General features: G+C 70.9%; 12 protein-coding genes. 6 read left to right on the top strand and 6 right to left on the bottom strand.

From position 1 onward, the window contains the following. The first annotated feature begins 250 nt into the window (after positions 1-250). Complete coding sequence (locus ACIBCM_RS08130; RefSeq protein ID WP_399241124.1) at positions 251-1,063, top strand: SAM-dependent methyltransferase; 813 nt, start codon at positions 251-253, stop codon at positions 1,061-1,063. 218 nt (positions 1,064-1,281) lie between these two features. Here ACIBCM_RS08130 and ACIBCM_RS08125 read toward each other — a convergent pair whose 3' ends face one another. Both ACIBCM_RS08125 and ACIBCM_RS08120 read right to left on the bottom strand, forming a co-directional pair. After that, positions 1,282-2,184 carry a helix-turn-helix domain-containing protein gene (locus ACIBCM_RS08125; RefSeq protein WP_399241123.1) on the bottom strand — a complete coding sequence of 301 codons (903 nt, stop codon included), beginning with the start codon at positions 2,182-2,184 and terminating at the stop codon, positions 1,282-1,284. A gap of 86 nt (positions 2,185-2,270) precedes the next feature. Then, on the bottom strand, positions 2,271-2,483 hold the full coding sequence (locus ACIBCM_RS08120; protein WP_399241278.1) for a DUF397 domain-containing protein: 213 nt from the start codon (positions 2,481-2,483) through the stop codon (positions 2,271-2,273). A gap of 200 nt (positions 2,484-2,683) precedes the next feature. On the opposite strand from ACIBCM_RS08120, the gene ACIBCM_RS08115 reads away from it, so the two are divergent. Beyond that, entirely contained in the window at positions 2,684-3,232 is a 549-nt protein-coding gene (locus tag ACIBCM_RS08115) for an ATP-binding protein (protein ID WP_399241122.1), read from the top strand. A gap of 227 nt (positions 3,233-3,459) precedes the next feature. On the opposite strand, the gene ACIBCM_RS08110 is transcribed toward ACIBCM_RS08115, so the two are convergent. From ACIBCM_RS08110 to ACIBCM_RS08100, 3 genes are all read right to left on the bottom strand, one after another. Then, positions 3,460-5,157 carry a lysyl oxidase family protein gene (locus tag ACIBCM_RS08110; RefSeq protein WP_399241121.1) on the bottom strand — a complete coding sequence of 566 codons (1,698 nt, stop codon included), beginning with the start codon at positions 5,155-5,157 and terminating at the stop codon, positions 3,460-3,462. Between the two features lie 351 nt (positions 5,158-5,508). Then, positions 5,509-6,480 (bottom strand): alcohol dehydrogenase catalytic domain-containing protein, encoded by a 972-nt coding sequence (locus ACIBCM_RS08105; protein ID WP_399241277.1) that lies wholly within the window; start codon positions 6,478-6,480, stop codon positions 5,509-5,511. A 297-nt stretch (positions 6,481-6,777) separates the two neighbouring features. After that, positions 6,778-7,467, bottom strand: a complete 690-nt coding sequence (locus ACIBCM_RS08100) for a TetR/AcrR family transcriptional regulator (RefSeq protein ID WP_399241120.1) — start codon at positions 7,465-7,467, stop codon at positions 6,778-6,780. 108 nt (positions 7,468-7,575) lie between these two features. Here ACIBCM_RS08100 and ACIBCM_RS08095 point away from each other — a divergent pair, with 108 nt between their 5' ends. From ACIBCM_RS08095 to ACIBCM_RS08085, 3 genes are all read left to right on the top strand, one after another. Beyond that, the gene (locus tag ACIBCM_RS08095; protein WP_399241119.1) at positions 7,576-8,994 is read left to right on the top strand and encodes an MFS transporter; all 1,419 of its coding nucleotides are present in this window, start codon (positions 7,576-7,578) and stop codon (positions 8,992-8,994) included. A 220-nt stretch (positions 8,995-9,214) separates the two neighbouring features. Beyond that, positions 9,215-10,024 (top strand): DUF1707 domain-containing protein, encoded by an 810-nt coding sequence (locus tag ACIBCM_RS08090; protein ID WP_399241118.1) that lies wholly within the window; start codon positions 9,215-9,217, stop codon positions 10,022-10,024. A gap of 489 nt (positions 10,025-10,513) precedes the next feature. After that, positions 10,514-10,786 (top strand): SH3 domain-containing protein, encoded by a 273-nt coding sequence (locus ACIBCM_RS08085; RefSeq protein ID WP_399241117.1) that lies wholly within the window; start codon positions 10,514-10,516, stop codon positions 10,784-10,786. A 320-nt stretch (positions 10,787-11,106) separates the two neighbouring features. Here the strand turns inward: ACIBCM_RS08085 and ACIBCM_RS08080 are convergent, their stop codons facing one another. Then, a complete protein-coding gene (locus ACIBCM_RS08080; RefSeq protein WP_399241116.1) occupies positions 11,107-11,868 on the bottom strand; it encodes an SDR family NAD(P)-dependent oxidoreductase in 762 nt (253 codons plus the stop codon). Positions 11,869-12,197: 329 nt separating this feature from the next. Here ACIBCM_RS08080 and ACIBCM_RS08075 point away from each other — a divergent pair, with 329 nt between their 5' ends. After that, entirely contained in the window at positions 12,198-13,223 is a 1,026-nt protein-coding gene (locus ACIBCM_RS08075; RefSeq protein ID WP_399241115.1) for a tetratricopeptide repeat protein, read from the top strand. Positions 13,224-13,343: the final 120 nt, after the last annotated feature.

Here is a 13,343-nt window from a genome sequence, read left to right as displayed (position 1 = left end):
AACCTCTGCTCGGACCGTGATCGATCGGCGCAGGCCACCTCGGTGCCCGGTGAGGGTGGGACCGCAGTCGCCGGGGGAGTGTGCCGGGGCCGGACGGGTGCTCCGTGCCGACCCGAGACGCCGGCGCGGCTGGCCGAAAAGGTTCTGTGTGCTGTGCCTGCCGACGGCGCGAACCTGTACCGGGCTCCCCGCGCTCCCTAGCATGGTCGTCCTACGGTTGATGCTATCTACAGACACGGGTGAGAACCGGATGCAAGGTGAGTCGTGGCGCCCTGACGCCATCGACACGACGGTGCCCAGCGTGGCGCGGATGTACGACTACTACCTGGGGGGCAGCGACAACTACCAGTCCGACCGGGAAGCCTGTGAGGAGCTTCTGAAGCAGGTGCCCAGCACCAAGGTGCTCGCGGTCAACAACCGGAGGTTCCTCCAGCGCGTGGTCCGTCTGCTCGCCAGTGAGTACGGCATACGCCAGTTCGTCGACCACGGTTCCGGTCTGCCCACCCAGGACAATGTCCACCAGGTCGCGCAGGCGGTCGATCCCTCCTCCAGGGTGGTCTACGTCGACAACGACCCCATCGTGCTGGCACACGGCCGGGCACTGCTCGACGAGAACGACCGCACCGCCGTCATCCAGGCCGATATGCGGGACACCGACGGCATCTTCGGTCATGAGGAGACGGTCAGGCTGATCGATTTCAGCCAACCCGTCGCCGCTCTCTTCGTCTCGGTCCTGCACTGCATACCCGACGAGAGCGATCCGGACGCTCTGGTGCGCCGGGTCGCCGAGCGGCTGGTGCCCGGCAGCTTCCTGGTCGTCTGCCAGCTCGTCAGCGACCGCCCGGAGATCCGCCGGTTCGTCACCGAGTTCATGGACGAGGCCACCGGAGGCCACTGGGGCCGGGTGCGCGAGGAGCGGGAGGTCGCCGAGTACTTCGACGGCCTGGAGATCCTGGAACCGGGGCTGGTGGAGGTCTCGACCTGGCGGCCTGACAACGATCTGGCTCCCGTCCAGCAGACCGACGAGTGGCTGGAGTGGGGCGGAGTCGCCCGTATCGGCTGAACCGGCGCCCCTGTGGGGCTCCGGGCTCCGGGCCGTGCCGGACCTTCACGGGCTGCCGTTCCGCCGGTGCCGCAGCGCGGCCCGGGTTCCCTCCCCGTGCGGGAGAGGCACCCCGGGCGTCGGGCGTACGGCCGGCCCGCGCGGCGGCCTCAGCCGTCCTGACGTGGGAGTGGTTCCGGGGCCCGTGGCCGTCGGCGCCTCCGCCCGGGGCTCTGGCCTCAGAGCTCGGACGCGCGCCTGCGCAGTGCTTCCCTGGTCTGCGCCGGAGTGAGCGCGCACGCGCCCAGCCGGTCCAGCATGTTCCGGTACTCCTCGACGACCAGGGGCTTCTGGCTGAAGGTCGAGTCCGTCAGATGCTCGATGTACACGGCGTCCTTGAGATCGCTCAGGGCAAAGCGCAGATACGTCACTCCTGTGCCGACGCCGACCGCGGCCGAGACATCCAGCGGCGCGATCTGCAGGGTGACCCGCGGGCGTTCCGTCATGGCGAGCAGATGCTCCAGCTGGGCCCGCATGACCTCCCGGCCGCCGACCGTCCGCAGGAGCACGGACTCGTCGATCACCGCCCACAGCCGGGGCGCGTCCGTCTGGTCGAGCTGCCGCTGCCGCTCCTGGCGCAGCTCCACCCGTCGCGTCACCTCGTGCGGAAGCTGCCGGCCGGGACCCGCATTGATCACGGCCCGGGTGTACGCGGAGGTCTGGAGCAGCCCGGGCACGTAGAACGGCTCGTAGGTGCGGATGCGTTCGGCAGCGCCCTCCAGGGCGACCAGCGGGGTGAAGAAGTCGGACAGTACGTCGTTGAAGGAGCGCCACCAGTCCGCACGGTGGGACTGTTCCACCAGCCGCAGGAACTCGGCCACCCGGTCCTCGCCGTCGACCCCGTACAGGCTCAGGAAGGCCAGGGCGTCGCCCCGCTTGCAGCCATGGCGGCCCAGTTCGATTCGGCTTGTTTTCGACCGTGAGAACCCGAGACGGCTGTCCACATCGGCGGGATCCAGCCCCGCCGCCGTGCGCAGCTCGCGCAGTTTGCCGCCGAGGATCAGTTTGAGCGCCGTGGGATTCTTCTCCACTGCCCCCAGCGGTCGTGCGAACAGCGACACGTTCGGGTCGGCTGCAGCCATCGGGCGCTCCTGCGGACGGTGGGAAAATGCCAGTATCCACCATGCGCACGCCACGGGCGCGGGACGGAACCGGCGTCTGACGGTTTTCAGCCTATGACCGAGTCGAAGTCGCCACTTCTGGCGCCTGCGACGAACGCGGCCATCTCGTCCCGCGTATAGATCAGGGCGGGACCGTGGGGATCACGGGAGTTGCGGATCGCCACCGAACCGTCGGGCAGCCCGGCCATCTCCACGCAATTGCCCGTCGCGTTGCTGTGACTGCTCTTGATCCATGTCACCGCCAGCGCAGTCGCCTGCATGCCGTTGAAGATCTGCTCCACCGCAGCCGCCTCCTCGCCGTACGGGTGTTCGTTCGCTCCACTCTCCAACGAATGCAATCTCGAATGCAATCCCGGATGCAATTGCATTACGGGCCGACGCTCGACCATACTCGTGACCACGGCGGCTGGCATCGCGTCAACGCCTGACCTCCAGGGGGACATGGCCAGTGACGACCCATGTGTCAGTCTCATCGAGCACGACCGCCGGACCGGGACTCTGTTCCCTCGGCGTCGAGCCCGGTACGGACCGGGCATCCGGATCGGCATCCTCGAACGGCCTTCTGTGGAACCAGGACACCGGCCCCGCCGGGTTCGCGGCCTGTGGCCTGGACGGACAGCTCCGCAACGCACCCCAGGCGCGGGACTTCGTCGCCGACACCCTGAGCGGCTGGGCGCTGGACAGTCTGGTGACCGACGCGGCCCTGGTGGTGAGCGAACTGGTGACCAACGCCGTCCAGCACGCGGTGGACCCCGCCGCGCCCGGCATCGGTGACTATCCCGTCTGGCTCGGCATCTTTCTGCACCCCGGTGATCTCGTCTGCGCGGTGACCGATCCCAGCTCCATCCCGCCGAGGCCGCACGAGGCCGCCGAGGACGCCCTCGTCGGCCGGGGCCTGGCACTGATCAGCGCGCTGAGCGACACCTGGTCCTGGGAGCTGACACCTCCGCGCGGGAAGACGGTCTGGGCGGCGCTGCCCCTCCCGCCCCACGGGCCCGATACGGCGTAACCTTTCCTCGCACACATACGCGCACTCGCGCACGTACCGGCCCCTCGGCACCAGGCGCCTCGCCGCATCCGCCTCACCGCATACGCCCCATCGCGTCCGGCTCTCCGCACGCGAACCACCGCACTCGCCGGACCACGGCCGGATCACGGGCACAGCCGTCCGCACGCGCCGGGGCCCGGCCACGCGACAGTGCGTGACCGGGCCCTTCGGCCGGGAACTCCCGGTTGTCAGCGGGAGTCGACGAGTCCGTGCGGGGGTACCGTCACGGTCCGGGCGCCGGGCCGGCCGCCCAGGACGACCTTGCGGAGCGACACATTGTTGGTGAGGTCCGACTCGTGCAGCCTCTTGTCCGGGTTGGCGACCACCTGGATGTAGTAGGTGCCGTTCGGCACTCCGGTGATGTCGAAGGACTGGCCCGGAAGGTATCCGGAGTAGGTGTCACCGGAGCCGACGTCCAGGGCCTGCCGTACCGACAGCGCGTTCTCCTCGCCGCAGGCCGAGCCGAGGTCGGTGCTGAAGGGATGCCAGTTGGCGTTCTTCACCGTGTAGTCGACGGCATCGGTGTTGACCAGGCAGAACGCCTCCTTGTCGCTGCGCACGACCTCCTTCTTGTCGGCCTTGAGCAGCCGGTAGGCTGCGAAGTCGGTGAAGTGCCAGTGCATATGGCCCTCGCGCGGATCCCACTCCATGGTGCCGGTGGGCGCGTAGCCGACCTGCTTGCCCGACGCGTCGAGGAAGTACTGATAGGCGTCCATCAGATCCTTGCCGGGCGTACGGAACCCGTCCACGACCAGCGGTGCGGGGCCCGCGTTCCAGGTGGTGCTGCCGAAGGCGAGATGATCCCGGCCCGGGGCCTCTCCCTCCGCGCCGCTGGAGATGAAGATGTCCCAGGCGGGCAGGGCACGGAGATCGGGTTTGGGTACGTTCTTCGGCACACCCGCCTTCCCGGACGGGCGCTTCCCGGCCGGCTTCAGCGCGGGCCTGCTGCGCGATCCGTCCGTACGCCCCGGTCCGTCACCGGCAGCCGCGGCCGCGAGTCCCGCCTTCTTGAGCGCGTACGGCAGGGCCGGGGGCGCGGGGTTGTCGACACCGTGGCCCTGCAGGTTGGCGTGCCCGAGGCCGTCCGCGGGCCCCGCCGGAACACCGTGGCCCGTGTGACCGGAGTGCGCGCCCGCGGCCGAGGGGCTCGGTACCTCCGGCGGAGGTGCCTCCCCCGGAAGTACGGTCACCTTGAGTGTCCGGGTCTCGTTCGCCATCCCGAACAGATCCCGGTAGGGCTTGGCCACGGACACCTTCGCCGTGTAGGTGCCCGCCGGCACATCGACGGGTGTCGAGTAGTAGCCCTGGTAGGCGTTGGCGGCCCAGCCCTTCTGGACGCCCCACACCGATCCGAGCGTGAAGGGGTTCGTGGGACAGCTCTGCGGATACTTCGACGTCGCCGGGGCGTCGGGACGGATGCGCCCTGAGGCGTTGTTCGGGCAGAACGCCTCCTGCCGGGTCAGGACGTTGTTCCCGGCCGAGTCGGTGAGGGTGATCTGGAGGAAGGACTGGAGGCCCGAGAAGTCCTTCACCATGCCGGCCGGAAGGGTCCTGGTGGTCACCTTCTTGCCCGTACGGATGATCTGCCGGGCGACGACGGGGTCGTTGTAGGACGCGCGTGTGACGGTGAACTCAAGAGGGCTGCCCTCGGCGCTCACATACGTTCCGAGATCCAGGAAGACACCGGACGGCTCTCCGGGACTCCCCTCGTACCGCTGGAGGGTCACGGAGCCCGAAGCGGCGATCAGACCGAGCTTCGGCGCGGCGGCGGACTTGGCAGCGGATACGGCGTCGGGAGCGGCTCCGGCGACGCCCGCGACCACGGCGAGTGCCGCCGAGACCGCGAGGCTGGAACGCCACAGACGATTGCGGTGAGTTCTGCTCATTGTTCCTCGTTGACGAGTGCCATTGAACATGGAGGGTGGAACGTTCCGCTCGCGGATGGTCAGCCCCTGCCGTACGCGTCCGGCGGCGGGATCCGCGGCTGCCCGTTCAGAGGGAAGGGCCCAGCTGTGGGTTGTCTGTGAATCCGGAATTCGGAAATCGTTGGCCGGAAACTGCTGACCCTGCCCGGATTCGGCCTTCATGGGTCGGTTTCCCTCTCCATGGTCCGGAGCTGTGGTACGGCGCTCTTGTGAGGTTGGGAGGCGGTACACGCCCGCCGTGAGAGCCTCGGCGCGGAAGCGGTCCGGTGTGCCGACCCCCGGGGGCGTCACCGGTTTCGGCGCCCGGAGCCGTCACCGGGTGACGACGACCAGCTTTCCCGGGCGGCGGCCCCGCTCCATGTCCTGATGGGCGGCCCTGATGTCGTCCAGGGCGTACACATGGACGGGTCCCAGGGAGATCTCACCCGTGGCGATCCGGTCGAGCCAGCGCTGGAGCACCTCGGCGGGCAGATCGCCGGCCTCGCCGCCGTACGCGGCCAGACGTACGCCCCGGGGCAGATAGGCGATGGGGTAGAAGTCATGGATGATCCACTGGTTGGACAGCATCCCGGTGAAGCAGACGGTTCCGTGGATCCGGGTCGCGGCCAGGGTGTCGGGGAGGGTGGGGGTGCCGACCAGTTCGAGCGCCGCGTCCACTCCACCGGGAACCAGGTCGCGCACCCGCGCGGCGATCGCGCCGTCGTCGACCATCGGGCGGTCGACCCCGTGTGCGGCGAGCGCCGTGACCCGGTCGTGGTTGCGGGTCGTGGACAGCACGGTCGCGCCCAGGTCCTTGGCCAGGGTGGCGGCGGCGAGCCCGAGCGCGGAGGTCCCGCCGCGGATCAGCAGCGCCTGGCCCGCCCGGAGATCCAGCCCGGTGGTGAGGGAACCGTACGCGGTCTGGAGTGTTTCGGGCACGGCGCCGATGTTCTCCCAGGGCAGCGCGGAGTCGAAGGGAATGACCTGCGCACGCGGTACGACCGTGTACTCGGCGTATCCTCCGTCGTACGTACGCCCCATTCCGCCCATCATCGTGGCCACCTGCCGGCCCGCCTCCAGCACACCCTCGGGGTCGGCGTCCACGGTGCCGACCGCCTCGATTCCGGGTACACGGGGGAAGGTGACGCCCTCGGCGAGCCCGAGCCGGGTGTGCAGTTCGGACCGGTTCAGCCCGAACGCCTCGACCCTGATCCTCACCTGGCCCGCGCCGGGCTCGGGAATCGGGACGCTGCGCAGCCGCAGGCGGTCCACGCCTCCGGGACCGTCCAGTACGACGGCTCTCATGGACCCTGCCACAGCTGCCTCCTCGGTCGGTTCCCTCCAGCAGGGGCCCATCGTGGCCCAGCTTCGGAACGGCACGGGTGAGCGATGCGGCGGTCGCACCGCAGTGGGCACCGATGGCGTACACGGCACGCGGCACGGGCAGGGCCCACGGCCACCGCCCTGGAGCGCCGGCCGTGAGCCCGGGCCGGGGAGCGGACGAAGTCCTCGACCGGCCGTGGTGAGGCCTCCGTCGGCGATCACCTGATACGGGCTTCGTCCGTCACGACCGGTTCCCCGGCGGCGCCATGGGCATGGCGGCTATCGGGTGTCGAGCCGGCTGCGAATCTGAATCACGACGGCGGAGACGAGCTGGTCGAACTGGACGTCCGCCGTCGGCAGGGGTAGTTCGGCGGCCTTGCGCAGGGTGGGGATGTCGAGATCCGCGTGGGCCTTCAGCCAGGTGTCGGGGACGAGGGTGCTCGTTCCGGCTCCGGCGCGATCGGCCGGGTGGTCGACCAGGAGGGCGAAGGACAGGACGAGCAGGGAGAGATGGCGGTGCACCTCCAGTGCCGCCGGCAGGCCGAGGCCCGCGCCGCGCAGGAACTCCAGGAAGCGGTCCAGCTGGACCAGTCGGTTGGGGTGCACGGAGGCCGGAGGGGCGTCCTCGTCGAGGGAGACCAGCAGGGCACGGGGCCAGCGCCGGTACAGCTCGCGCAGGGACCGGGCGTAGTCGGCGACGGAGGTCTCCCAGGTCCCGGGGTGCAGGGCGGGCGGGTCCCAGGAGTCGAGCATCAGGCCGACGGCGATGTCGACGACCTCCTGGCGGTCCTCGACGTAGTTGTACAACGCCCGTACGGTCACCCCCAGTTCGGCGGCCAGGGCGCGCATGGTGACGGAGCGGAACCCTTGTGCGCCGGCCATCTCCAGGGCCTTGGCGGCGATGCCCTCGCGGGTGAGGACGGGGCGGCCCTTGCGTGTGACGGGGCGGCGGCGGGACGTGGCGGGCATGGGGCCAGCGTACGATGCCCCGCTTGAACTTCACACACGTTGACTTTTAGCGGCGGATGGCTGCACGCTGGCCGCACCACCCGTTCGCGCCCGGAGGTCGAATCCCGCATGGCAGCCGAGAAGTCCCGTCGCCTCCCGCCCTTCAGCGGGATCCTGGTGCTTGTCATGGCCGCCACGGGGCTGGTCGTTGTCGACCTCACGATCGTGGCGATCGGACTTCCGTCCATCAGCGACGAGGTCGCGGGCGGAGCCTCGGCCGAGTCGGTGGTGGTGACGTACATGGTCGCGATGGGGGCACTGACCCAGGTCGTCGGAAGCCTCGCGGACCGGTGGGGCCGGCGGCCGTTGTTCCTCGCCGGGATCGCCGTGTTCACGCTGGCCTCCCTGGCGGCGACCGTGGCGCCGGGCCTGCTGTGGCTGAACACCGCCCGCGTGGTCCAGGGCGCAGGAGCCGCTGTGATCATGGTGAACGGCATCCCGCTGCTCTCGGACCGTTACACCGGCGAGGAACGCAACCTCGCCATCGGCGCGTGGGGATCGTTCGCGACCGCCGCCGGTCTCCTCGCCCCGACCCTCGGCGGGCTGCTGATCGACGCCTTCGGATGGCGGGCGGTCTTCGCCGTCAACCTCCCCCTCGGCGTGGCGGCCTGGGCGCTGGCGGTACGCGTGCTGCCGCGCCGCTCCCCGGCGGCTCCCGGGGCAGGGCGGCCGGACTGGCCCGGCAGCCTGCTGCTCATGCTCGGCCTCGGCACGGCGACCCTGCTCATGCTCCGCCCCGGCGGCACACCGTGGGCCGGGCAGGACACGGCCGCGCTGCTCACCGCCTGCCTGGCGCTGGCCGCCTTCCTGGCCCGCCAACTCCGTGTTCCCGCACCCTTGCTGGAGCTGCGGATGTTCGGCCGGCCTCCGTTCCTCGGCGCGATGCTGGCCGTCCTCCTGTCCCGCGTCCTGACCATCGGCGGCTCGGTCTACCTGGTGCTGTACTTCTCGGACGGCCTGAAGCTCAGCCCGACGGAATCCGGTCTGCTGATGACCCCGATCTTCCTCGCCCAGATCGCCACGGGCGTGATCGGCTCCAAGCTGCTCAGCCACTGGGCACCCGGCCTGGTGATCGGCTTCGGATACGTGCTCAAGGGCATCGGCCTCGGCGCCCTGGCATTGCTGATCACGCCCGGGACACCGTGGTGGGCGCTGCTGGTGCCGCTGCTGGCGTGGGGAGCCGGCGGCGGGATAGCCGGCGCGCCCGTCATGGCTGTCGCGGTGCAGGTCACGGAACCCGAACGGGTCGGCATGGTCGCCGGAACCGTCGCCACCCTCGCATCTCTCGGTGCGGGCATCGGCACCGCGGCGCTGGGCGCGGTGTTCACCCTCCACGGTGGCCAGGACGGCCAGGCCGTCACCGATGGAGCCCGGGCCGTTCTCGGCGTATCCGCGGCGCTCGCGGTCTTCGCCACGCTCAGCACCGTCGTCCTCATCTCCCCGCGCCGGGTCCCACGCCCCGACCGTCGACAAGCGCCCGCGGCATGACATCTGGGGGTCGCCCCCGAATGATCTCCGAGTCCAGCCGCCCGCGGTCGGGTGCGAGGACCCCGGGTTCCCGCGTATCCGTGCCCGGCCTGCGGGGGCCGAGAAGCAGTGTGCTCCGCCCCGGCGTTGAGGTCCGTGTGTCCGGGCGTGGTGAAGCCCTCCGGCGGCGCGGTGTGAACTCGCTCTCGGGGCACGGTTGTTGCTTTGAAGCGGCCTCGGCATGATGGAACCGCATGCCGTGGGCCGGGCGCTGATCGTCGCTCTCGGCGCCGGGGCCCAGCCGGTAGCCATGTCGCGATATAGCGTTAGTCTTCTCCTCGCGCCGCTGCCGCGCCGCGCGGAGACGTTCGACAGGACCAGGACGGGAAGCATGTCGGGAGAGATTTCGCCCTCCGGGAAGCGTTTCGGCCCCGGCTCGTCGCCCGGGCTGCGGGCCTCTCACGCCGACCGGGACCGGGTGGTGGATGTGCTGCGTATCGCGGCGGGGGACGGCCTGCTGACCGCGGAGGAGCTGGACGAGCGCCTGGAAGCCGCCCTGTCGGCGCGGACTCTGAGCGAACTGGCCCCGCTCACCGCCGACCTGCCGCCCGTATCGGCCGCGGGCGGCCTGACGGGAGCCGGGGTCAAGGACGTCGTCCGGATCGAACAGGTCCACAGCGGCGCGATCGAACGCGTGGGGCCCTGGGTGGTGCCGCGGAGGCTGGAGCTCGTCGTGACGTTCTGCGAGGTGACGCTTGACTTCACCGACGCCGTGATCACGCACGACACCCTGCGGATCGACGTGGCCATGACGGGGAAGACCCTGACGCTGGTCACGAGGCCGGGCATCGTGGTCGACACCGACGGTCTGCAACTGCTGCACAGCCGGGTCATGGACCGTCGGCCTCCGGCGCATCCGGATACGCCGGTCGTGCTGCGGGTGGAATTGGTCGGCCAGAAGTCCCTCGGCCGTGTGGTGGTGCGGCCCCCGCGCCGGACGTTCGGACAGTGGCTGCTGCGCAGGCCGACGCCCCTTTCCGCAGGCGACTGACTCCGTTGTGGTGAGCCCTCGGCAGGCAGGTCGCCGAAGCCACCTGTCCCGGGCGACGGCCCGGGTGTCGCGGGTGCGGCCGTTGCGGAAGTGGAGCCGTCGGCCGGCCGGAGCCGGTGAAGTAGCCGGCCGCCGCCGGGGTGCCGGAGACTCCGGCAGTTCGGCGCGGACGGCCGGGAACTCGTCGGCGGCGCCGGGTGTACGAGGAGGACTTTGCGCGGGCGGCCGCCGAAGAGCCGAGCCGACGTGCTGGGGCGGCCCTGATGAGCGGCCCAGCGGGGCGGCCCGGGCTGAGGTACGGCAGGAATGAGGAACGCCCCGGCTGAGGGGCGGCGGGGCTGACGCAACCATCGGAATGACGCCCGGCCGCCGGTCGTGGCATGCCCCGCACGCCTCCGGCTCCCCGGCCGGAACCCGGCTTACCGTGCGAGCAACCCGTCCGGTCACACCGGACGCGTCTCCCACTCAGGCATTTCCCCGGAGGTCAAGATGCCCAGTCCACCCCAGCCGTTCGGCACCGTCGTCAGCAGCATCGGTGTCAACCTGCGGAAGTATCCGAGCACGGACTCGACCGTCATCGGCAACCTGAACCACGGCACCGAGATCGGACTGCGCAGCAAGGTGCACGCCCAGAACATCGACGGCAACAGCATCTGGTACCTGCTGCGTGACAAGGCCGCGTGGGTCGCCGCCCGGCACGTCGACAACACTGGAGATGTGGGGCTGTCCAAGGACGTCGAACCGGCCGGCCCGCAGGGCTGACGGCGGACCAGCCCCTTCAGGGCCGCCCGAAGCCGTCCCGGGGGCAGCCCCACGGCTGTTCCCGGGGGCCGGGGGCCCGCGTTGCGTCCGCCTCGGTGTCCGGCGTCCGCGGCGGGGTCCGCCGCACGAGTGGGTCGATGCCCGGGCCGGCCGGGCGACCACGGCGGAAGGCGCCCGTCTGCTCGGGTGGCGGCGATACGGTCACCCGGGACCCCTGTCGAGACGTGGGTCTCGCCAACGCCCCCCGGACCCGGCGCCGAACACCATGGGAGGAGTGGGGCCGGTGGAGCGGGACCTGACAGTTGCGTACAACACGGCGACTAGAGACCGCCCGAGACCTCGACGACGGCGCCGGTGACGTAGGACGCGCCGTCGGACATCAGCCAGGAGACCGCGTCGGCGATCTCCTGCGGCCTGCCGGGACGCCCCAGCGGGATGCGGGACGCCACCCGCCCGGCCCGCCCCGGCTCACCGGCGCGGGCGTGGATGGTGGTGTCGACGGTCCCCGGGGACACGGCGTTGACCCGGACACCGCCTGCGGCCAGCTCCTTGGCCAGCCCCACCGTCAGGGTCTCCACGGCCGCCTTCGCCGCGGCGTAGGCCACGTACTCGTACGGGGATCCGGTACGCGCCGCGACGGACGAGACGTTCACGATGGACCTGCCCCCGGCCGGCCCGGTCCACCGCCGTGCCGCCTCCCGGCAGAGCCTGACCGGTCCCACCAGATTCACCTCGACGACCCGCCGGAGATCGGCGTCCGTGAGATCCACGACCGGACCGATCCTGCCGGTGACCCCGGCGTTGTTCACCAGTCCGGTCACCGTCCCCAGTTCTTCGGCGGCCTCGAACACACGCGCCGGAGCGTCGTCCCCCGTGACGTCCAGCCTGATCCCGCGGACGAGCCGCCCGCTGCCGAGAAGCCCGGATTCCAGGGCACCGGCCTCGGCATCGGAGCCCGAGTGGGTGAAGAGCACCGCGAATCCGTCGGCGGCGAGCCGCTCGACGACACTGCGGCCGATGCCCCGGCTGCCTCCGGTGACGATCACGACCCGAGGGGGTGTCTTCCCGTCGAACGTCCCCATCCTCAAGAACCCGCTTTCTCTCCGGCGGGGATCCCCGCCCGGTCGGACACTCGGTGACGACCGATCATGCCCCAGCGCGGGACCCGGATCGCGGTGGAGCCGCCTCCGGCAGGCGCGGCGCCGCGATCCCGGCTGAACAGGGCGCCGAGCTCCGGAGCAGTCCGTCCGCGGAACCCTCGGGGGAGTCCGTTCGACCGGCGGCAGGGCCGATACGTCAGGGGCGGCGGCAGGCGTGCTCCGGCGGAGCCCCGTTCCCCGCCGGGCGGTCCTGCCGCCGGGGCTGACGGCGGGGCGCCGGAGCGGCACAATGCTTCTGCTTGCGTGACCGCGTGGCTACACAGGGGGGCAACATGGCGGCGTCGTCGGCCGACGGGGCGGACGGTTCGTGGTACGAGCGGGCGAGTGAACTGCACCGGCGGGGGCGGCCCGAGGAGGCGTTACCCCTGCTGGAGGAGCTGCTGAGGGAGGAGCCCGGCGACCTCGCCGGGCGCTACGCGCTGGGAATCTGTCTCACGGACACGGGTCGGACCGCCGAGGCACAGGTCCAGTTCCGCCGGGTGCTGGACGATGATCCACGGCACTATCAGGCCGCGTACCGCCTCGGCCGGCTCCTCCAGGCCGACGCGGATCCGGCGAACGCGGCGGAGGCGTACCGCAAGGTCCTCGCGGTGGCCCCCGACTTCCGTGACACGGCGACCAGGCTGAGAGCCTGTCAGGATCCCGTGGGTGCCACCGCCCCCGTCGCCCCGCCTCCACCCGGCGGTCCGCCCGTCGTCGGCAGGGCGCTCACTCCGGGTCCGCCGACGCTCCGGTCCCAGTCCGAGTCCCACCGGGTGGCGGACCGGGGGCGGCCGGGGATGTCGGTACGGTTCAAGGCCCGCCATCTGCTGATCACGATCGGGAAGCGGTTCCTGATCGCCGCCGTTCTGACCCTGGCCGTGCCGCTCCTCGGCAGGGAGAGCCTGATGGGGCCCGCTGCGTACCTCCTTCTCGGTGGTCTGGTGTCGTGGGGCTTCTTCCTGGCCTCCCTCGTTCTGCTGCTGGTGAGGCCGCGGACCGACGGCGCCGACTTCTACGAGTACGGGGTCGATGTGAAGTCCGGTTTCGTCCGGCGCAGGGTCCAGTTCATCTGGTACTACCAGATCGTCGAATCGCCGGGCTATGTACGGACGCTGGGGACGTATCTCACCAACACGGCATCGCTGTCCCTGCGTTACAACGAGGCGGGGGCCTCCTCCACCCAGACCGTCGAGCTGACGGGGATCGGCACGCCGAAACAGGTTCAGGAGATCGGGCGGTACGTCGAGTCGAGGACCTTCCCCGAACGGCATGTCGTCAGGGGGCCGTGGACCTGAGCCCGTTGTCCGTCGACGGGTGCCGGACGACACGGGTGAGCGGTACGTGTGTGGTCCGGCGCGTGACGAGTACCGTCTCCGTCCCCCGACCGCCGGGGCGAGCACCCGGGGACGGGTACC

The organism is Streptomyces sp. NPDC051018, from assembly GCF_044456085.1.
Taxonomy (GTDB): Bacteria; Actinomycetota; Actinomycetes; order Streptomycetales; family Streptomycetaceae; genus Streptomyces.
The sequence above is the reverse complement of the archived record's forward strand: the minus strand, read 5'-3'. Positions and strand labels throughout refer to the sequence as shown.

Excerpts from the sequence above, each read along its gene's own strand:
- ACIBCM_RS08130 (WP_399241124.1), top strand. The coding sequence starts at position 251 with ATGCAAGGTGAGTCGTGGCGCCCTGACGCCATCGACACGACGGTGCCC.
- ACIBCM_RS08125 (WP_399241123.1), bottom strand. The coding sequence starts at position 2,184 with ATGGCTGCAGCCGACCCGAACGTGTCGCTGTTCGCACGACCGCTGGGG.
- ACIBCM_RS08120 (WP_399241278.1), bottom strand. The coding sequence starts at position 2,483 with ATGCAGGCGACTGCGCTGGCGGTGACATGGATCAAGAGCAGTCACAGC.
- ACIBCM_RS08110 (WP_399241121.1), bottom strand. The coding sequence starts at position 5,157 with ATGAGCAGAACTCACCGCAATCGTCTGTGGCGTTCCAGCCTCGCGGTC.
- ACIBCM_RS08105 (WP_399241277.1), bottom strand. The coding sequence starts at position 6,480 with ATGAGAGCCGTCGTACTGGACGGTCCCGGAGGCGTGGACCGCCTGCGG.
- ACIBCM_RS08100 (WP_399241120.1), bottom strand. The coding sequence starts at position 7,467 with ATGCCCGCCACGTCCCGCCGCCGCCCCGTCACACGCAAGGGCCGCCCC.
- ACIBCM_RS08095 (WP_399241119.1), top strand. The coding sequence starts at position 7,576 with ATGGCAGCCGAGAAGTCCCGTCGCCTCCCGCCCTTCAGCGGGATCCTG.
- ACIBCM_RS08090 (WP_399241118.1), top strand. The coding sequence starts at position 9,215 with ATGATGGAACCGCATGCCGTGGGCCGGGCGCTGATCGTCGCTCTCGGC.
- ACIBCM_RS08085 (WP_399241117.1), top strand. The coding sequence starts at position 10,514 with ATGCCCAGTCCACCCCAGCCGTTCGGCACCGTCGTCAGCAGCATCGGT.
- ACIBCM_RS08080 (WP_399241116.1), bottom strand. The coding sequence starts at position 11,868 with ATGGGGACGTTCGACGGGAAGACACCCCCTCGGGTCGTGATCGTCACC.